Source organism: Rhodococcus sp. FG69 (genome assembly GCF_057808915.1).
In genome coordinates this window covers 64,058-82,812 of record NZ_JBMDIX010000013.1, presented here as the reverse complement: position 1 = coordinate 82,812, position 18,755 = coordinate 64,058, and the positions used below count along the sequence as shown (strand labels likewise).

Sequence of the window (18,755 nt, the reverse complement as noted above, 5' to 3'; positions counted from 1 at the left end):
GATGACGCGCGTAGCAGCACGTCAGACGTCGTGGAATGCTTCTACTTCCGCCCGGCTCCGGCCGCGTAGTCCATGTGCACCCTGCACAGGCTTTTCTTACGGCGATCGAAACTGCCCGCCGGCAGTCTCGCCACCCTTGCATTCTCGGGCCATAGCCCATGGGTGCAACACCCTGCCCGAAAGGCGCAACCCATCACTATGACTACCTTTGCTTCACTCGGCGTACCGCACGCTCTCGCCGACGTTCTCTCTTCACAGGGCAAGACCGAACCGTTCCCCATCCAGGCCGACACCCTGCCCGACACCCTCGTAGGACGCGACGTCCTCGGGCGCGGCAAGACCGGCAGCGGCAAGACCCTCGCCTTCGCAATCCCCATGGTCGCCCGGCTCGCCGGACAGCTCCCCGGCAACCGCAAGCCCGGTCGCCCGCGGGGACTGATCCTCGCCCCGACCCGCGAGCTCGCAACTCAGATCGCCGTCGCCATCGAACCGCTGGCAGCGGCATACAAGCTCAAGGTCACCACCATCTTCGGTGGCGTCTCGCAGAATCGTCAGGTCTCGGCACTCAACGGCGGAGTCGACATCGTCGTCGCATGCCCCGGACGTCTCGAAGACCTCATGAAGCAGCGCCACGTGAGCCTCGACGCAGTCCAGATCACCGTGCTCGACGAGGCCGACCACATGGCCGACCTCGGCTTCCTCCCAGTCGTGACGCGCATCCTCGCCGCCACACCGCAGAAGGGACAGCGTCTGCTGTTCTCTGCGACGCTGGACAACGGCGTCGACAAGCTGGTCAAGCGCTTCCTCACCGACCAGGTCACCCACTCGGTCGACGAGGCAACCTCGCACGTCGAAGCCATGACGCACAGCGTCTTCGAGGTCGACGGCGTCGAAGCGAAGAAGAAGCTCGTCCAGCAGCTCGCGTCGGGAACCGGTCGCCGGATCCTGTTCATGCGCACCAAGCACCAGGCACGCAAGCTCGCCAAGCAGCTCACCGACGCCGGCATTCCGTCCGTCGACCTGCACGGCAACCTGTCTCAGGCAGCGCGTGACCGCAACCTGCTCGCCTTCTCTTCGGGCGACGCTCGTGTTCTCGTCGCCACCGACGTCGCTGCACGCGGAGTCCACGTCGACGATGTCCAGCTCGTCGTCCACGTCGATCCGCCCGCCGAGCACAAGGCGTACCTGCACCGCTCCGGCCGCACCGCTCGTGCGGGAAGCGCCGGAGACGTCGTCACGGTCGTTCTGCCCGAACAGCGCAAAGACACTGCAATTCTGCTGCGCAAGGCTGACATCAAGGTGACGCCCATTCGGGTCACTGCAGATTCGCCCCAGGTAGCCGAGCTGGTCGGTGAGCAGGCCCGATACGTACAGCCTGCACCCAAGGCAGCACCTCAGCCACAGCGTCAGGGAACGCCCCGTCCGCGCAACGGCGCTCCTCGCGGAGGGAACCCGCGGAACAGTGGCAGTTCACGTGGCGGCTCCAGCGAGGGCGGTCAGCGTCAGCATGCCGCCGTCGGTGGACGTCGTCGCCGGCCTGCAGGTCCAGCGGCAAGCCAGCGGACTCGCTGACCTACAGCGTTCGAGCAAAACATAGCGACGTCGGTTCGTCTACGTAGGCGCCGAAGGGGTCGATCTTCGAATACCCTTCGCGCTCGTAGAACCGAACGGCGTCCGGTTGCCCTGTTCCGGTCTCGAGCTTCAGTACGCGAATTCCCAACCTTCGCGCGCTGTCCTCGAGCCGGCGCAGGATTGCGACCGAAGCGCCGCGTCCCCGTTGTGCCGGGACGACATACATGCGCTTGATCTCGGCCTCATGGTTGCCCAGCAACCGGAGCCCACCGCACCCGATCCCGACGGCGTCATCGTCCCGCGCGACGACGAAGACGACGATGTCGTCCACCGACGGTGCCGTACCGGGCTCGTGATCGCTGCTGCCGTACCGGGCATCCAGCTCTGCCCGTTGTGCAGCCCGCAGCTGTGCGCCTACCGGGGTGTCCCATTCTTCTTCGTCGACGGTGATCACCGCGAGAGTCTAAGTCGGTAACTGGCACACTGGACAGGTGACCGACAGCCCCGCGGACGTTCCCAAGCGAACAGCATTGACGCCTGCAGAGTTGGCGACCGCGGCGGTCATGAGCAGCTTCACAGTTGGGCTGTCGGTGGTCGCGATGGTCGTGCCGATGGCCACCGCCCTGCAGATCGTCGCAGCCGTACCGATGGCTGTGGTCGCACAACGACACCGCACCCGTGCGCTCGTCGCAGCTGCTGTCGCCGGCATTCTGGTTGCCTTCGTCGTAGCGGGGACCACAACAGCGTTCACCGTCGGCATGTCGGCGCTGCTCGGCGGTCTGGTAGGCCGAAGCAAGCGCAAGAAGCAAGGCCTCCTTTCTGTGCTCGCTACGTCAGCGGTGGTGGGACCCGCCATCGGACTCGTCAGCGTCGGAATCCTCTTCCTTCTGACCCCGCTGCGCGAGCTGTTTCTCCTGACGATCGAGAACACCGTCGAGGGTGTGGCACGACTGATGTCACGGGCCGAACTGCTGGTGTCCCCCGCAGATGTGTTGCGTGGCAGTGTCGGCGCGATCCTCGACAACTGGTGGTGGATCCTCGGCACAACCAGTGTGTCGATCATCGTCGGGGCCCTGTTCACGTGGCTGATCCTCGGCGCGGTCCTCGACCGACTGGCCACGATTCCGGTCGTCGAACACCTCCCTACGTCAGGCGAAGGCACCGTAGCGCCATTGCCGCTACAGCTGACAGGCGTCGGATTTCGATACGGTGAATCCCGCACCGCCGCACTGACGGACATCGATCTCACGATCGACTTCGGTGAGTTCATCGCCGTCGTCGGACACAACGGTTCCGGGAAGTCGACACTCGCTCGGATTCTCGCCGGCCGCACTCCGACGTCGGGACATGTCGCTCGCCCCGGAGTGGCCGGACTCGGTTTGGTCGGCGGCACCGCAGTGGTGTCGCAGCGACCCGAGAGTCAGGTGCTCGGCAGCCGAGTGGCGGACGACGTGGTGTGGGGACTTCCGCCGGGCTACGACCTCGACGTCGACGCTGTGCTCGCCGAGGTCGGTCTGACCGGAATGGGCGATCGCGACACATCGTCGCTGTCCGGCGGCCAGCTGCAACGACTCGCGGTGGCTTCTGCCCTCGCCCGCCAGCCTGCGCTTCTGATCGCCGACGAGGCAACAGCGATGATCGACGCCGAAGGTCGGGCGACACTTGTTGCCCTGCTCGCCGCGCTGCCGAAGCGCCATCGAATGTCGGTCGTCCTCGTCACCCACCAGGAGCTCGAGACGACTGCCGCCGACCGCGTGATTCACCTGCACGGCGGATTCCAGGTCGACCATGTGCCCGAGTGGATGCGTGGCCCGCTCACCGGATCGGCAAGGCCCCTTCACACCGGATCGAAACAGCCGGCACTGATGCAGATGCGCGGCATCGCGCACACCTACAACCGCAGGACTCCGTGGTCGCAACGCGCCCTGGACGGACTGGATCTGACGATCGCCGCAGGAGACGGCATCCTGATCCTCGGCGGCAATGGGTCCGGAAAATCCACTCTGGCTTGGGTTCTCGCCGGACTGACGAAGCCCTCGGAGGGATCCGCTGAATTCAGCGGTAGCGACATCAGCCGCAACGTGGGAGCCGTCGGGCTCGCGTTTCAACATTCGAGGCTGCAGCTGCAGCGGAGAACGGTTGCCGAGGACATCGAGGCAGTCGGCGGCCCCGAAGTCGGCTCCGCAGCGGTGTCACGCGCCATGGACGCTGTCGGATTGGATCGACTTCTTGCCGGCCGCGAAATCGACTCGCTCAGCGGTGGCCAGATGCGACGCGTCGTCATCGCGGGACTCGTGGTGAACAAGCCGAGGATCCTCGTACTCGACGAACCCCTCGCCGGACTCGATCCACCGGGACGGACGGAGATCATCGAGGTTCTCGGGACATTGCGTCGGCAAGGGATTGCGGTCGTAGTGATCTCGCACGACGTCGACGGCATGGATCGAATCTGCGACCGGACCATCACCCTCGACAACGGGCGCATCGTGTCGGAACTGGCGACGCCGGGGGTCCCGTCGTGACCACAGTCGTCCTCCGGCAAGTTCCGCGCTCGTCACCGATCCATCGCCTGTGGGCCGGAACGAAGTTGATCGCGGTCCTGCTGATCAGCATCACCATCGTCGTGGCTCCGTCATGGATTTCGATCGGCATCATCGTCGGACTTCTCGTCGTGACCGCCGCGATCGGGCACATCCCTCCTACGGCGCTTCCCCGCCCGCCACTGTGGATCTGGGGCTTGTTCCTGGTCGGCGCCCTACTCAATCTTCCCCTCGGACTCGATGCCGTTCTCCTCTTCCTCCGCTCCACGACGTTCGCGTTCGTATTGCTCGGCGCATCGCTGATGATCGGGTGGACGACATCGATGAGCGATATCGCCCCGGCGATAACAGTGCTCGGAAAGCCGTTGACGAAACTGCGCCTGCCGGTCGGCGAATGGGCCGCAACCGTCGCGCTGTGCCTGCGATCCTTGCCGCTGCTGATCGAGGAGATGCGGACCATGATCGCCGCACGAAGACTGCGCCCGAAATCCGTACTGAACAGTGCCTCGGACAATTCCATCGTGGATCTCATCACCGCCACGATGTCGATCGCGATCCGACGAGCGACCGAGATGGGTGAGGCCATCACCGCCCGCGGAGGATCGGGTCAGATTTCTGCACACCCGAGCAGACCGCATCTGCCCGACGCTTTCGCCCTCATCGTCGTCGTGCTGTGTTGCGGCGCAGCTATGACCCTGACGTTCGTCTGATCCTCGTCATTCCCCGCCGATTCGCTGCGTTCTACTGTTCAGAGCCTGCACGAATACGTCGGGGATGTCTCGCGGATCCTCTGCCACATAGCTGGTTCCGCCGGTGGCGGCCGAAATACGCTGGAGAGCAACCGGATCCGCGTCGGTGGTGATGCCGACGGTCACGATCACGACCGGCCGGACCGGATCCTGCTCTCGCTGCAGGGTATCGAGGAGTTGATCGAGACTCGGGCTGCCCTCGTCCTCGTTGGTGCCATCGGTGAGCAGAATGACACTGTTGACGAATTTCGGGTCGTACCCCTCCTTGACCCGGCGGAATGCTGCCAGCGTGGTGTCGTACAAACCGGTTCCGCCGCCGACCAGCGAGGGAAGCGTTCCAATGGCTGCAAGGATGGCCTCACGCTGCGGAAGACCGTTCACCACGTTCGTAACCGGGCCCAGCGGAACGAGCTCGCGGTAGTCCTGGCTGCCGCCGCCGAGACCGATCGAGAACGCCCACAGACCCATCTCCGTCTGATCACTGAACAGGGCATTCGCGCCGAGACTTGCCTCGACGGTCAGGGCCATCCGCGTCGAGTCTCCGGACTTCGCCGACATCGAACCGGACACATCCTCGACGACGAGGGTGCGAAGCGGCAGAGCCAGCACGGACCAATCACGCAAGGTTGTTTCGATCGCCAGCGGATTCTTCAGCTCGAGTGCCGCGACCGAACCCACTCCGGCGTTGTCGGCCAACGGAATGCCACTCGACTGACGGAACCCCGCAGCGGCGAAAGCGTCCGTGGCCGTCGTCGTCGCAAGCACCGAGGACAGTGCGGCACCGGCTTCCTTGACGCGGTCGTAGTCGGGTCCCGGGGCTGCGGTGATCGCAAGCGGGTAGTTCAAGAAGTAGCTGCCTGTCGGCGGAACCGTGGCTGCCACAGGGGCATCCGCATGTGCTGTGTTGTAGGCGACGACGCTCTGCTCGGTCGCGATACTGCTTCCGCCGTCGGTCGCCGCTTGTTCGACGAGGTCCGCCGTGTCATGGGGTTCGTCTGCGATCCGCCCGAAGTCCTGTGCTTTCGGCACCAGGGCTGCGGACACAGCCTGAGCGTCGGAGATCGCCACCTCGGACTCGGCCAGGGCACCGAGTATCGACGCGAGTGAGGCGCTGCTGTTCAGCGGATCGCCGATCCGCACAGCCGGAGCCTGCAGCACTTCGAGCCAGGTGTTCACCGGAGTCGATTCACCCGGTCGGGTGACCACCACCGGCATCGTATTGACGACCGAGGACTTCGCGACCTCCGGCAACGCGCCGGTCGACCGGAGAGTCTTGAGCAACCACAACGTCGAATCGGGAATCCAGAGATCGGGACGGTTCTCGTCGGTGCCCGCCAACTCGGTTGCGGTGTCGGTGGGAGCTTCCGCCCGCACTTCGAAGTCGGTGCAGCCACGTTCGACGACGTCGGACGTGGAGAGGATGTCGGAGATGACGGGCGCAACGGTCGGATCCACCGCGAGCGACACCTGGTCCACGGTGTCGCAGCCGCCGCTACCTGCCCGTACGGCCTGGACCCCGAAGTAGCCACCGACCACCACGACCACAGCGACTACTGCCATCGCAGCCCATGCATAGGCCGGGTTCCTTCGTGTCCCTGCTCCGTGACGCCCCGACATTCCTTTGACTCCCTTGATTCAGCGACATACGGGCATCGAGCAGACTCCGATGCCAAAAGTAGCGGTTGAATCAGCGACCCGCGCGGCTTTTGAGAGCATTCACAAACACGTTTGGAATTTCTGCAGGATTTCTTGCCAAAAAACTTGTTCCACCGGTTGCTGCCGAGATCTGCTGAAGGACGCCGGCGTCGGCGTCGTCGGTGATACCGATCGTCACGATGATCACCGGCTTGGTCGGGTCCTGCTCGGCGCGCAGAGTGGCGAGGAGTTCATCGAGCGAGATGCTGCCCGCATCCTCGTTCGACCCGTCGGTCAAAATGATCACGCTGTTGATGTAGTCGGGGTCGTACCCTTCTTTGACCTGACGGAATGCAGCGAGTGTCGTGTCGTAGAGGCCTGTTCCCCCGCCCACCAACCCGGGCAACGATCGGATCTGCTGACGGATCAGCTCTCGCTGGGTAGTCCCGTCGACGTTCTCGTCGAGCTGCCGGATCGGGGCCAGTTCTCGATAGTCCTGACTCCCACCTCCGAGGCCGATCGAGAATGCCCACAGGCCGAGTGCAGCGTTGTCGGGAAACAGCGCGCTGCCCGTTTCGCTGGCTTGGACGGTCAGCCCGATCCTGGTGTCGGCGCCGGCGCTGTAGCCCATCGAACCGGACACATCCTCCATCACCAGCGTGCGCGACGGCAGCGCAAGGACCTGATACCGACGCAGCGTCGTTTCGGCGGTTTGTTGGTCGGTGATAGCCAGGGCAGCGACGTCTCCCAAACCGCGACCATCGCTCAGCGGGGCATTGTCAGGTGCGCGGAAACCTGCCTCGGACAACGCCTGCAGCCCTGATTCGGAGGCCAGAGCATCGGCGACGGCCAACCCGGCCGTCTTGGCGGCCTCCCTACCAGCTCCCTCCGGCTCGGTGACCGCGAGTGGAAAGTTCAGGAAGAAGGAACCGGTCGGCGGCGCCGTCACACCGAATTCGGTGCCGGTCGAGTCCTGGAAGTCGACGAGCGTCTGCTCCGACACCACGGATACTCCCCCGTCCGCGGCCGTCTCCTCGAGACGCACTACGGGGTCCGCTTCACCGCGAGTCTCGGCCTGGGCCTGCGCGATCGGGACCAACGCAGCGGAAACGGAGTCGACGGCGTCGGCATCGGTGCCCGCTTCGGCGAGCGCACCGAGGATGGCGGCGTCGGAAACCGTGTTGGTGAGCGGGTTTCCGATCCGTAGGCCCTTCAACTGCAACGCCGTCAACCACGAGTCGAAGAACGGGACCTCGTCCTTCCGCGCCGCGATGAGCACCGGCGAACTTGCGACGGACTGGCTGGCGACATCGACGAGCGAACCCGTCGCTCGCACAGCCTTGCCCACCCACAGCGCTGAATCAGGAATCCACAGCGACGGGACGTCGACACCCATCGACACTGCCGCGGATGCGTTGCCGGATTCGGTCGCGGTGACATCGACGTTCGCGCACCCGAGATCTTCCGCAGGCGTGTCGGCGACGATCTGCTCGACGACGTCGGCGATCGCCGGGTCCGCGGCCAAGGAAAAGGTCTGCGGGTTCTTGCAGCCCGATCCGAAAGCCTTCTGCGCGGCATAGACACCACCGCCGACGACGAGAAGGAGAACGACGGCAATTACGCCGTATTTCACCAGCCCTGTCGAGCTGGACGCCGTGGTGGGCGTCGCACTGTGTCTACCGGGCATTGTTGAACCTCTCCGTAGTGAGCGAGAGACTTGGTGAAACAGACTCCCGCTGTGCGGTTGCGCAAGATCGTAACGCGGCCGCAGGCAGCGAAGTGAGACGCGCTAGAACTACGCGTACAGGGACTCGAAGGTCTTCATCGAATTCTCGATGTCACCCTTGAGTGCTCGCGCAACACCTGATCCGATGGGACCGAACAGTGGCGCGCCGCCGAGCTCGACGTCGAGCGACAAGTCCGAACCACCGTTCTTGGCAGCCGTCACCGACAACAGGAGGCTGATCTTGACGCCGCCCTTACCGTTGCCCTTGAGCTTCAGCTTCGTCGGTGGGTCGTAGCTCTCGATGGTCCAGCGCACCCGGTTACGCATTCCCTTGACACTCGCGACCGACTCCAGGTTGGCGCCTTCTGTCAACTGTTCAGGCAGCTCACAACGCCAGGCTTCGTGAATGGACAACCACTTGTCGTAGTCGGCGAGATCGGACGCATGCGTCCACGCTGTCTCTGGGTCGAGGGGAACGTTGACGGATACCTTCAGCTTGGCCACGCAGGGATAGTAACCACAAGCGTCGAGTTTCCTGCGTGAGGTTGGCCCTCACAGCGCGCGCCGCTTTGTGAGGAGTCACAAATTCACCGCTCTACCTCGCCACGCGACGAGGGCGACCGACTATATGTCGGCCGCCCTCGTCGCGTGGAATTCGTGCCAGTAGAACTCAGTGAGCGCTTGCTTTCTCTGCACCGATACCGGTGAGCGAGCGGACCTCCATCTCGGCCTGCTTGGCGCGAGACTCGGAATCCTTCGACAGCAGAGTGCCGACGATACCGAGGACGAACGCCAGCGGGATGGAGACGATGCCGGGGTTCGACAACGGGAACCACGCGAAGTCCGAGCCCGGGATCATCGCGGTCGGCGAGCCGGATACTGCCGGCGAGAAGATGATCAGGACGAGCGTCGAGATCAAACCGCCGTACATGCTGCACAGTGCGCCGGTGGTGTTGAAGCGACGCCAGAACAGCGAGTACACGATGGTCGGCAGGTTCGCGGCCGCTGCGACTGCGAATGCGAGTGCGACCAGGAAGGCGATGTTCTGACCGTTCGCCAGGATGCCGAGGCCGATCGCGAGGATACCGATCACGACAGCGGTGATCCGTGAAACCTTGACCTGCTTCTTCTCGTCGACGTCGCCCTTCTTGATGACGCTCGCGTAGATGTCGTGTGCAAACGATGCCGAGGCCGTGATCGTGAGCCCGGCGACCACCGCGAGGATCGTCGCGAAGGCGACCGCCGAGATGACACCGAGCAGGATGACTCCACCGAGTTCGAACGCGAGAAGTGGTGCAGCGGAGTTCTGTCCGCCGGCCGACGCCAAGATTCGGTCGGGTCCGACGATGGCTGCGGCTCCGTAGCCGAGCACCAGGGTGAAGAGGTAGAACGCGCCGATGAGGGCGATGGCCCAGACAACGCTGCGACGCGCTTCCTTGGCGGTGGGCACGGTGTAGAAGCGCATGAGAACGTGTGGGAGTCCGGCAGTTCCGAGTACGAGCGCGATGCCGAGCGACAGGAAGTTGAGCTTGGACATGTTGCTGCCGCCGTACTGAGCGCCCGGTTCGAGGACGTCGCGAGCAGCGACGGCCTGGGATGCAGATCCGGAGACGGTCTCCTGCGCACTACCGAGCAGCTCGGAGATGTTGAACCCGAACTTCGCCAGTACCAGCACAGTCATGAACAGCGCACCGGCGATGAGCAGAACCGCCTTGATGATCTGCACCCACGTGGTGCCCTTCATACCGCCGACGAGGACGTAGACGATCATCAGCACACCCACGACCGCGATCACGATGGACTGTCCGGTGCGATCCGAGATGTCGAGGAGCAGCGCGACGAGTCCGCCGGCGCCTGCCATCTGCGCGAGAAGGTAGAACAGCGACACCGTCAGAGTGGACAGTGCTGCCGCAGTACGAACCGGACGTTGCTTCAAGCGGAAGCTCAGCACGTCGGCCATCGTGAACTTGCCTGTATTGCGCAGCAATTCGGCAACGAGGAGCAAAGCGACGAGCCAGGCGACGAGGAAGCCGATGGAGTAGAGGAATCCGTCGTAGCCGTACACCGCAATGGCGCCCGCGATGCCGAGGAAGCTCGCCGCCGAGAGGTAGTCACCGGCAATTGCGATGCCGTTCTGCGGCCCCGAGAATCCGCCACCCGCGGTGAAGAATTCGGAGGCGGTCGCGTTCTTCTTCGATGCCCGGATGACGACGAACATCGTGACGGCGACGAATGCGCCGAAGATCGCAATGTTGATCAGTGGTTCGCCGACGGTGGTGTCCGTGGCTTCTTGAGCTAACAGGCTGATCATCGCTTGGCCTCCTGGGAGGTGATCATCTCGGCGCGCAGCGCTGCGGCGCGCGGATCGAGTTCACGGTTCGCGAACCTCACGTAGATTCCCGTGATCGCAAAGGTGGTCACGAACTGGCCGAGCCCGAGTAGCAGGCCGACGTTGACGTTCCCCCATACCGGGGTGGACATGAATCCCGACGCGTAGGTACTGAGCAGCACATAGACGACGTACCAGATCAGGAAGAACGCGGTCATCGGAAATACGAAGCTGCGCAGACGTCGTCGCAACTCCTGAAATTCCGGGCTGGCTTGCATGTCGATGAACGCTTGCTCGTCTGGTGGCGGAGACGTATCCGGTGTGCTCACGTCGCTTGCTCCCTCGTTTTCCCCATCACGGGCTGTGATTGGAACCGATTCATGACGTTAATGAGAGCGTCATCACAAAGATACGGAGTGGCGCCAGTCACACGGCCAGTAGTCGGACTCTGCGCCGAGCGGTCATCTGACGACGATGAACGGGGAGCTCGTTCGGCTAGAGCTCGCGCTCCCGATCACGGCCGACGCCGAGACGTTCCGGCGCATGAAGCCGAGTGAAAATGCTTCCGACATCGCTCGGAACCGACCGAGCGGTGGCCTTGCTGACGGCGTACATCAGGCCGAAGGCGAGGGGAACACTCACGGCGGCCGGATATCCCAGGATCGCGGCCGCCCAGCCGTCGAGCCAGGAATCCGGAATACCGAAGACCGACAACGACGCGGCGACCAGCGACACCGTTCCGCCGCCGACCAACCCGGCCGCTGCTCCCGCGGCGGTCAAACCGCGCCACCAGATGCCGAGCACCAACAAGGGGCACAGCGTCGACGCGGCGACCGCGAACACCAGTCCAACTGTTCGAGACAGATCGAGCGATACCAGTCCGAGGGACAGCACCAGCGGCACTGCCCCCGCCAGCACCGCAGCGATCCTGAAGTCGCGAACTCGCCCCTTCAGCACATCTGTGCTCAGCACCCCGGCGATGCTCACCAACAGGCCCGATGATGTCGACAGGAATGCCGCGATAGCGCCGGCCGCGACCAGCGCTGCGAGCAACTGACCGCCCACTCCCGAGAGCACCGAACCTGGCAACAACAAGACCGCAGCGTCGGAGGTCCCGGTGATCAGCAACTGGGGCACGTACATCCGCGCGAAGACACCGAGCAGCGTCGGAAACAGATAGAACACGCCGAGCAGACCGAGAACGGTGAGCGAGGTCAGCCTGGCTGCACGCCCATCCGGATTGGTATAGAACCTGACCAGTACGTGCGGCAGGCCGAGCGTGCCGAGGAACGTCGCGAGGATCAGCGAGTAGACCTGGTACAGGGGGTGCATTCCGCCGAGACCGCCACCGGGCGTGGCCCATTCACGATCGGAGGACGGTGCACCCGCCACGACAGGCACCGGTGAATCCGCGTCGAGAACCAGCGATGTGCCCTCACCGAGTTCGTGGGTCCCGGCATCGAGCGCAATCCTGCCGTCGACACCCTCGCCGTCGACCGTCCCGCGTACCGTCACCTCGATCGGCGAATCAACCTGCACGAGAACGTCGGTGCTGATGTCCACTGTTGTCACACGGTCCACCGTCGGCGGGGCCGGACTGCCGACGGCCCGATCGTCGGCGAAGAAATGCAGTGCCAGCACGACGGCCGGCACGGCGACTGCAGTCAGTTTCAGCCAGTACTGAAAAGCCTGAACGAACGTGATCGAACGCATGCCGCCGCCCACCACGTTCCCGATGACGATGATGCCGACGACGGCTGCACCGACCCACCCGGGTACGCCGAGCAGAATGTTCAGCGTCAACCCGGCGCCTTGAAACTGCGGAACCAGGTAGAGGGCGCAGATGACGACGACGACGAACATGGCGAGCTTGCGGAGCAGCAGCGATCCGAGCCGGAATTCTGCGAAGTCCGGGACCGTGTACGCCCCGCTTCGCCGCAGCGGGGCCGCGACGAACAGCAGCAGACCCAGGTATCCGGCGGTGAATCCGATCGGGTACCACAACGCATCAGCGCCGTACTTCGCGATGAGTCCCGCGACGCCCAGGAACGAAGCGGCCGAGAGATATTCGCCGGATATCGCCGCGGCGTTCCATTTCGGCCCCACCGTACGAGAAGCCACCAGAAAGTCCGAGGTGGTACGGGCGAGCCGGACCCCGTAAATTCCGATGGCCACGGTCGCCACCGCAGCGAGCAGCAGCGCGATCACCGTGATCACCGGAATCGACTGGCCGTTCACTGGACGCGTATTTCCTGGTCTTGTACGAAGTCCAACGTGGAACAATGCGACGATGCACACGCCGAGGACCACGTGATGTCCGTAGCAGGGGCCGTCACTGCCGCGCTTCCCTTCGCTGTGGGTGCAGTGTTGGCGCACTTACCCACCACGGCGATGGCAGCAGGTCTGTCGACGTTGAACACCGGCACCGTACTTGCTCGGTTCACGGCCGGGTGGCTGGCCGGCGTGGCTGCCGTCACCGCCACCGGACTGTTGCTCGTCGACACTGCAGTGCTGGCCGTCGACTCGTCCGCCTGGGTGCGGTGGTTGCGCCTGGCCCTCGGTGTCGGGTTGATAGCTCTGGGCGTGCGAAGACTCTTCGGGCTCGTTCGGCACGGCCCTGCAGCCGATGAACCGGGCTGGGTTCGGTCGGCGCGCGGACTCACCGGCGGGAAAGCTCTTGCAACCGCGTTCCTGCTCGGTTCGGTGAATCCGAAGAGCGTCGTCATCGCGCTGTCCGCAGTCGCGGTCATCGTGGACGCGACGACGGTCGTGACCGCGCAGATCGTGGCCGCGGTGGTGTTCGTAGCGGTCTCCAGTCTCGGTGTCGCCGCGCCGGCGCTCGCGTTGCTCGTCTTCGGCGACCGCGCGCGCAGGCCACTCGATGCGTTCGTCGGCGGGTTCGTCAGGCACAGCGACGTCATGATGACGGTGATTCTGTGCGCTCTGGGTCTGTACGTGACACTCAATGCCCTCTAGTCATCCATCAAGTCGATGAACTCGTGCTCGTTGCGCTCGGCCCGTCGTACGTACACCCAGCCGACCCCGAGGAGTAGCGGGTAGACGGCGACGCCAAGAATCAACCACGGCAACCGAATTCCGAACACAGTGGCGTGGGAATAGGCGGGAACCAACAGCCCGACGAGTGGAATCGCGAAAAGGATGCACAGGGTCAGCGCGGCGAGCCGAACCGACAGCCAGAGTTGTGCTCGCACCAGAGAACGCACCATCGCGTCGCCGACCTCGGTCTGTTCCTGCACTTCGACGCGTGTGCGCACGATTCGGGCACCGCGCCGACGCGCCAGTACGACGCGTTCCCGGGGAAGCTTTCGACCGTCGGTCACCGACTCGACCACGACTGCAACGGCCCTCGAACGAGCCGATCCTTCAGCTCACGGGTGTGCCGCCGGCTCACCGGTAGCTCGACAGCGGCCAACGCCCCCTCTCGCCGCAGGCATACGACCAACCCCGACCCCACGCTCTTGATCCCCGTCACCAGCGAAAGCGACACCAGATACGACCGGTGCACACGAAGGAAACCGACGTCGGCCCAACGGCTTTCGAGAGTGGAGATCGGAATCCGCACGAGATGCGAACCGCTCGTTGTATGAAGTCGGGCGTAATCGCCGTCGGCCTCGACCCATCCCACACTCGCCCGGTGCACGAGCGTCGTCGTACCCCCCAGTTCGACGGGAATGATCTCGTCCGACAGCGCCGGCTCCTGCGTCTCGGGGCGTCGCCCTGCGGTGACGATGCGACGCACCGACTCGGTCAGGCGGTCTTCACGCAGCGGCTTGAGCAGATAGTCGACGGCACCGAGGTCGAACGCGGCAACCGCGCGATCGTCGTGCGCAGTCACGAACACCACTGCGGGCGGACGGGCGAAATTCGCGAGAATGCCCGCCAGCTCCAAGCCGTCGAGACCCGGCATGTTGATGTCGAGGAACACCGCATCGATCGCCGGCGACGATGGACCGACCGGATGCTGAAGGCGTCGCAAAGCAGTGGTCGCGTCGGCAGCAGTGTTCACCTCGGCCACCATGTCCTGCCTGTTCAGCAGGTAGGCCAGCTCGTCGAGAGCGGGCTTCTCGTCGTCGACCGCGAGAACGACGAGACCGGACACATCAGTCTCCACCCCCGTCATGCTGCCAGAGGCGCCGATCATGCCCGAATCCCCGCTCTGAACTTGGGCACCCGCATGCTGACCTTGGTCCCTGAGCCGAGTGCCGTGTCCACGACGAGACCGTAATCGTTGCCGAAGGCCGCGCGCAGTCGATCGTCGACATTGGACAGACCGACGTGCGCCGCTTCCTCCGAATCGAGCGTCCCCGAGCGCAGGAGGTCCGGGTCCATGCCGACACCGTCGTCCTCGACGCTGATGAGGCAGTCCGTTCCTTCGTCGGCAGCGACGATCGTGATGGTGCCGCCACCTGCCCGCCCGGACAGGCCGTGCCGCACTGCGTTCTCCACCAGCGGCTGCAGAGCCAGGAATGGCAGCGCCACGTTCAGCACCTCGGGCGCCACCTGCAGTGTGACCTGCAAGGAGTCGCCGAAACGTGCACGCTCGAGCGTGAGATAGCGGTCGATGTTGCGTAGCTCGTCGGCGAGGACAGTGAACTCACCTGTGTTCCGGAACGAGTAGCGGGTGAAGTCCGCGAACTCGAGCACCAGCTCCCGCGCCCGATCCGGATCGGTACGCACGAACGAGGCAATCGTTCCGAGCGCGTTGTAGATGAAATGCGGACTGATCTGTGCGCGGAGTGCGCGCACTTCCGCTCGGTCGAGCCTGGCCCGGGATGCGTCCAGTTCGGCGAGCTCGATCTGTCCGCATGCATACCGCGCGACCTCGGTGATGGCACCGAGCATTCCCGGGCCCGGCACCGATCGGGTCACGACGCCGATCACTCCGACGACCCCGACGTCCTCGACAAGCAGCGGCTGAGCGATCAGCGCACGCACGGCGTCATCGTTTCCGAGCGGGCCCAGCAGGAGTACGCGACGTTCGCCGTCGACCGCACGCTTCGCTGCCGCGGTGAATGTGTCGATCAGCTCGTCGTAGGGTCCGTTCCACGTCAGCAGTTCGGCGTCCGCGTCGGCAATCCCGAGGGCATCACCACCGGTCAATGCGCGTAGATGTGGAGCGGCCTCGGCCGCCGACTCGGGGTCGAGTCCTCGGCGCAGCGGCCGTGCGGCCATCGACGCGGTGTGCAGCGTCGCATGTACGGCACGCTCTTCCGGGGTCGTCAGATCGCGTCGACCCCGGAGACTGATGATGGCGACGGCGACGATCGCGCAGGCCACCAGTACCGCGAACCACAGCAGCGCGGATGTCATTCAGCCTCCCGGGCAGCTGTTCGGGGCAGGCAGGCCCGCGAATCGATCGGACAACCAGGTCACTCCGGCGTAGACCGCAGCCTGGTCGGAATGCCCTTGGCCCGGCTCCAGGCGTTCGGCGACGACGTCACCCATCGAGCATGCCTGCCCGACGGCATCACGTGTCCACTTCGGGTCGATCAACTGATCCTGCTCCCCCACCACGACGAGCAGTGGCACCTCGGACGGCTCTCGCGGAAGGGCCACTGAGGTCAACCAGTCGACCATCCGTACGCGCGACGCCTCGGTCTCGGGTGTCGCATCGCTCGGGAGGAGCCGCGTCGCCGCCTCCGCTTTCTGGACTCCGAGCAGATCCGTGCACGCAGTCAGTGCCCGCTGGTCGGTGACCAGTGCGCCACGAATGAACTCCGTATCCGCGGCGTCCGGATGCCGGTACTGCAGCCCTTCCACCAGAAAAGGCGTCAACAGGGTCTGCGGCAGCGTGTTGGTGTGGCCCGCGGCGAACATCGGTGCCATGTTCAGCACGGGTGACAACGCGGCGCTACCCACGAGTTCGAGCCCGTCGCCGTAGTCGCTCTTTTCTGCGGCAGCCCAGACAGCTTGTCCACCTTGCGAATTACCGATTGCACCCCAACGGGTCCCCGCACCGGGAACGATGTTCCTCGCGGCCCGGACAGCGTCGACGACGTTGTATGCCGCTGCATCCGGATCCAGGTACGGATGCGGGCCAGGCGTGCCGATGCCTTCGTAATCGGTGACGGCAACGACCATTCCACGCTCGAGGAACGGCGCGGCCATTCCGATGGTTCCCAATAGATTCGGGTACAGCGACGGCGCACATTCGTCGGTGACACCGGTGGTGCCGTGTCCGACGGACACGATCGGCCAACCACCCTCCGGCGGAACACCACTGGGAGTGAAGATCACTCCGGACACCTCCGTGCCACGATCGGCGCCACGGGACGTGGACCGGTACACGACGCGGGTGGCCGTGGCCCCGAGGAAGCGCACGGCCAGATCGGTATGCCCCATCTCCACCCGCGACACGATCGCGCCCCGCTCGTCGCCGACGGGCGGCGCCGGTGCCGATTCAGCGGGTGGCGTCGTAACCGCCTGCGGCTCTGCACAACTGGCGACCAGGCAGGCTGCGGCCAGAACGAGCATGAGGCTATGAGAGGTCTGCACTATCTGTTCCGCCGTTCCAGGCGCGCTTCTGCCGCCGCCTCTTCCACGTCCAAGCCGTCGAGCACCGCTCGCAACACTTCGTCGTCCAATTCGCCGGAATCTCGGGCCTTGACCAACGCATCGCGTTGAGCTGCAAGTACATGTCGACGCAGGGTGTCGAACACGGCACCGGCGGCGGCGACCCGCTCCTCACGATCCTCCGTCTCGTCGGCGTCGAGTCTGGCCCGTACCGACCTGCGGACCCGTTCGAGTACGGCCTGCACCGACTCCGTGCTGGCACCGGGGATTCCGTTAACCGCGGCATCGGACAGATATTTCTCGGCCGCCGAGCGTGAAATCGCCCGTGCGAGGGCCTGCTGCTCGTCCGTCTGCCGCTGCTCGAGCGGGTCTGCTACGTCGAGTCGACGAATCAACAGCGGCAAGGTCAACCCTTGAATCAGCAACGTGCCGACGGCGACGACGAAGGCGACAGCCTGGATGACTGCTCGACCGGGGAACGGATCGCCGGCGACCGTCGCGAGCGGAACACCGGATGCTGCTGCCAGGGTCACGACCCCACGCATGCCCGCCCAGGACAGCACCAGGTTCTGCTTCCAGGTCAGACCCAACGCATCGGATTCGGCGGCACGTTTTCGGCGAACGGTCTTGCGCGTCATCGCACGCCGGCCTGTGTTGACGAAGATCCATGCGGGGCGGACAGCGATCACCACGGCGAGAATCAGCAGGGCGTACGCGAAGATGTGCAGCACCGGCAGGCCATCGCGCTCGACCTCCTGGATCACCGACTTCAACTGCAAGCCCATGTATGCGAACACGAACGCTTCCAGCAGCAGATCCATCAGCGGCCAAACCTGACGCTCCTGGATGCGAGTCGTCACCGCGACGTCGGCGGTCACCCTGCCGAGAACGAATCCGGCGGTCACGACGGCCAACACACCCGAAGCGTGAATCTCTTCGGCAGCGAGATAGGCAGCGAACGGAAGAACAAGGCCGAGAACGGTTTCGAGTGCCGAGTCCTGGATGCGGGATCGCACGAAGCGAACTATCCTGGCAAGGATGAGCCCGACGATCACGCCGCCCACGATCTCGTAGGCGAAGAACAACACGGGTGAATCGATCTCGATCTTCTTCCCGGTCACCGATGCCACCGCCAGCGTGAACAAGGTCAATGCGGCGGCGTCGTTCACGAGGCTCTCCCCGGTGAGGATTGCCATCATTCGAGACGGTAGTCCGAGCTTGCGTCCGACGGCGATTGCCGCGACCGCATCCGGCGGAGCGACCACCGCGCCGAGAACCAGGGCAGCACCGAGAGTCAGCTCGGGCGCGAGCCAATTTGCGAAGTAGCCGACAGCGACGGCAGTGACGATCACCATCACGACCCCGAGCCGCAGTATGTGGCCGAGGTTCTTCCGGAAGCTGACGAACGAGAAGTCGAGCGCGGCCGAGTACAGCAGCGGGGGTAGAACCACCCCGAGAATCAGTTCGGGCGCCAGCGTCACATGTGGGACGCCGGGCACGAACGATGCAATCGATCCGGTCGCCACGAGCACAAGCGGTACTTGAAGGTCCAGGCGCTTGGCGAATCCCGCGACCGCGACGGCCGCGATCACGACGAGAAGTAGTACCGGTCCGTCCACAGCTAGATTGTGCCGTCAGCTGTACTCGGACGCGCAGCTGACGCGCACATA

Annotated in this window: 16 protein-coding genes; 4 read left to right on the top strand and 12 right to left on the bottom strand. The window is 64.6% G+C overall.

The window, feature by feature from the left end:
- Nucleotides 1-198 precede the first annotated feature (198 nt).
- Entirely contained in the window at nucleotides 199-1,572 is a 1,374-nt protein-coding gene (locus ACODSO_RS12600) for a DEAD/DEAH box helicase (RefSeq protein WP_068377560.1), read from the top strand.
- 1 nt (nucleotide 1,573) lies between these two features.
- Here the strand turns inward: ACODSO_RS12600 and ACODSO_RS12595 are convergent, their stop codons facing one another.
- Nucleotides 1,574-2,026 carry a GNAT family N-acetyltransferase gene (locus ACODSO_RS12595; protein WP_068377561.1) on the bottom strand — a complete coding sequence of 151 codons (453 nt, stop codon included), beginning with the start codon at nucleotides 2,024-2,026 and terminating at the stop codon, nucleotides 1,574-1,576.
- 37 nt (nucleotides 2,027-2,063) lie between these two features.
- On the opposite strand from ACODSO_RS12595, the gene ACODSO_RS12590 reads away from it, so the two are divergent.
- Together ACODSO_RS12590 and ACODSO_RS12585 are read left to right on the top strand one after the other, a co-directional pair.
- The gene (locus ACODSO_RS12590) at nucleotides 2,064-4,094 is read left to right on the top strand and encodes an ABC transporter ATP-binding protein (RefSeq protein WP_489037235.1); all 2,031 of its coding nucleotides are present in this window, start codon (nucleotides 2,064-2,066) and stop codon (nucleotides 4,092-4,094) included.
- A complete protein-coding gene (locus ACODSO_RS12585; protein WP_068377563.1) occupies nucleotides 4,091-4,822 on the top strand; it encodes an energy-coupling factor transporter transmembrane component T family protein in 732 nt (243 codons plus the stop codon). The genes ACODSO_RS12590 and ACODSO_RS12585 overlap by 4 nt, the downstream gene beginning before the upstream one ends.
- A gap of 6 nt (nucleotides 4,823-4,828) precedes the next feature.
- Here ACODSO_RS12585 and ACODSO_RS12580 read toward each other — a convergent pair whose 3' ends face one another.
- The 6 genes from ACODSO_RS12580 to ACODSO_RS12555 all read right to left on the bottom strand — a co-directional run bounded on the left by ACODSO_RS12580 (nucleotide 4,829) and on the right by ACODSO_RS12555 (nucleotide 12,789).
- A complete protein-coding gene (locus ACODSO_RS12580) occupies nucleotides 4,829-6,421 on the bottom strand; it encodes a VWA domain-containing protein (protein ID WP_489037234.1) in 1,593 nt (530 codons plus the stop codon).
- Between the two features lie 127 nt (nucleotides 6,422-6,548).
- Complete coding sequence (locus tag ACODSO_RS12575; RefSeq protein WP_489037264.1) at nucleotides 6,549-8,114, bottom strand: VWA domain-containing protein; 1,566 nt, start codon at nucleotides 8,112-8,114, stop codon at nucleotides 6,549-6,551.
- Nucleotides 8,115-8,291: 177 nt separating this feature from the next.
- A complete protein-coding gene (locus tag ACODSO_RS12570) occupies nucleotides 8,292-8,726 on the bottom strand; it encodes a type II toxin-antitoxin system Rv0910 family toxin (protein ID WP_489037233.1) in 435 nt (144 codons plus the stop codon).
- A gap of 166 nt (nucleotides 8,727-8,892) precedes the next feature.
- On the bottom strand, nucleotides 8,893-10,533 hold the full coding sequence (locus ACODSO_RS12565; RefSeq protein ID WP_489037232.1) for a solute symporter family protein: 1,641 nt from the start codon (nucleotides 10,531-10,533) through the stop codon (nucleotides 8,893-8,895).
- Complete coding sequence (locus ACODSO_RS12560; protein ID WP_068377571.1) at nucleotides 10,530-10,829, bottom strand: DUF485 domain-containing protein; 300 nt, start codon at nucleotides 10,827-10,829, stop codon at nucleotides 10,530-10,532. The genes ACODSO_RS12565 and ACODSO_RS12560 overlap by 4 nt, the downstream gene beginning before the upstream one ends.
- Before the next feature lie 217 nt (nucleotides 10,830-11,046).
- Nucleotides 11,047-12,789 (bottom strand): sodium/solute symporter, encoded by a 1,743-nt coding sequence (locus ACODSO_RS12555; RefSeq protein ID WP_489037231.1) that lies wholly within the window; start codon nucleotides 12,787-12,789, stop codon nucleotides 11,047-11,049.
- 75 nt (nucleotides 12,790-12,864) lie between these two features.
- Between ACODSO_RS12555 and ACODSO_RS12550 the strand changes: the two genes are divergently transcribed.
- On the top strand, nucleotides 12,865-13,527 hold the full coding sequence (locus ACODSO_RS12550) for a GAP family protein (protein WP_489037230.1): 663 nt from the start codon (nucleotides 12,865-12,867) through the stop codon (nucleotides 13,525-13,527).
- On the opposite strand, the gene ACODSO_RS12545 is transcribed toward ACODSO_RS12550, so the two are convergent.
- From ACODSO_RS12545 to ACODSO_RS12525, 5 genes are read right to left on the bottom strand one after another with little or no spacing between them, the layout of a single operon-like run.
- The gene (locus tag ACODSO_RS12545; RefSeq protein WP_489037229.1) at nucleotides 13,524-13,892 is read right to left on the bottom strand and encodes a DUF485 domain-containing protein; all 369 of its coding nucleotides are present in this window, start codon (nucleotides 13,890-13,892) and stop codon (nucleotides 13,524-13,526) included. The two genes, ACODSO_RS12550 and ACODSO_RS12545, sit on opposite strands and share 4 nt — an antisense overlap.
- The gene (locus ACODSO_RS12540; RefSeq protein WP_489037228.1) at nucleotides 13,889-14,713 is read right to left on the bottom strand and encodes a LytR/AlgR family response regulator transcription factor; all 825 of its coding nucleotides are present in this window, start codon (nucleotides 14,711-14,713) and stop codon (nucleotides 13,889-13,891) included. Before ACODSO_RS12540 ends, ACODSO_RS12545 begins: the two co-directional genes overlap by 4 nt.
- Nucleotides 14,710-15,882, bottom strand: coding sequence for a sensor histidine kinase (locus ACODSO_RS12535; RefSeq protein WP_489037227.1), 1,173 nt, complete (start codon nucleotides 15,880-15,882; stop codon nucleotides 14,710-14,712). Before ACODSO_RS12535 ends, ACODSO_RS12540 begins: the two co-directional genes overlap by 4 nt.
- Nucleotides 15,883-17,046, bottom strand: coding sequence for a lipase family protein (locus ACODSO_RS12530; protein WP_489037226.1), 1,164 nt, complete (start codon nucleotides 17,044-17,046; stop codon nucleotides 15,883-15,885). It lies immediately after the preceding gene.
- 20 nt (nucleotides 17,047-17,066) lie between these two features.
- On the bottom strand, nucleotides 17,067-18,704 hold the full coding sequence (locus ACODSO_RS12525) for a Na+/H+ antiporter (RefSeq protein ID WP_489037225.1): 1,638 nt from the start codon (nucleotides 18,702-18,704) through the stop codon (nucleotides 17,067-17,069).
- Nucleotides 18,705-18,755: the final 51 nt, after the last annotated feature.

Coding starts and splice junctions, on each gene's coding strand:
- ACODSO_RS12580 (WP_489037234.1), bottom strand. CDS start 6,421: ATGGCAGTAGTCGCTGTGGTCGTGGTGGTCGGTGGCTACTTCGGGGTC.
- ACODSO_RS12540 (WP_489037228.1), bottom strand. CDS start 14,713: ATGATCGGCGCCTCTGGCAGCATGACGGGGGTGGAGACTGATGTGTCC.
- ACODSO_RS12530 (WP_489037226.1), bottom strand. CDS start 17,046: ATGCTCGTTCTGGCCGCAGCCTGCCTGGTCGCCAGTTGTGCAGAGCCG.
- ACODSO_RS12535 (WP_489037227.1), bottom strand. CDS start 15,882: ATGACATCCGCGCTGCTGTGGTTCGCGGTACTGGTGGCCTGCGCGATC.
- ACODSO_RS12560 (WP_068377571.1), bottom strand. CDS start 10,829: ATGCAAGCCAGCCCGGAATTTCAGGAGTTGCGACGACGTCTGCGCAGC.
- ACODSO_RS12600 (WP_068377560.1), top strand. CDS start 199: ATGACTACCTTTGCTTCACTCGGCGTACCGCACGCTCTCGCCGACGTT.
- ACODSO_RS12550 (WP_489037230.1), top strand. CDS start 12,865: ATGTCCGTAGCAGGGGCCGTCACTGCCGCGCTTCCCTTCGCTGTGGGT.
- ACODSO_RS12565 (WP_489037232.1), bottom strand. CDS start 10,533: ATGATCAGCCTGTTAGCTCAAGAAGCCACGGACACCACCGTCGGCGAA.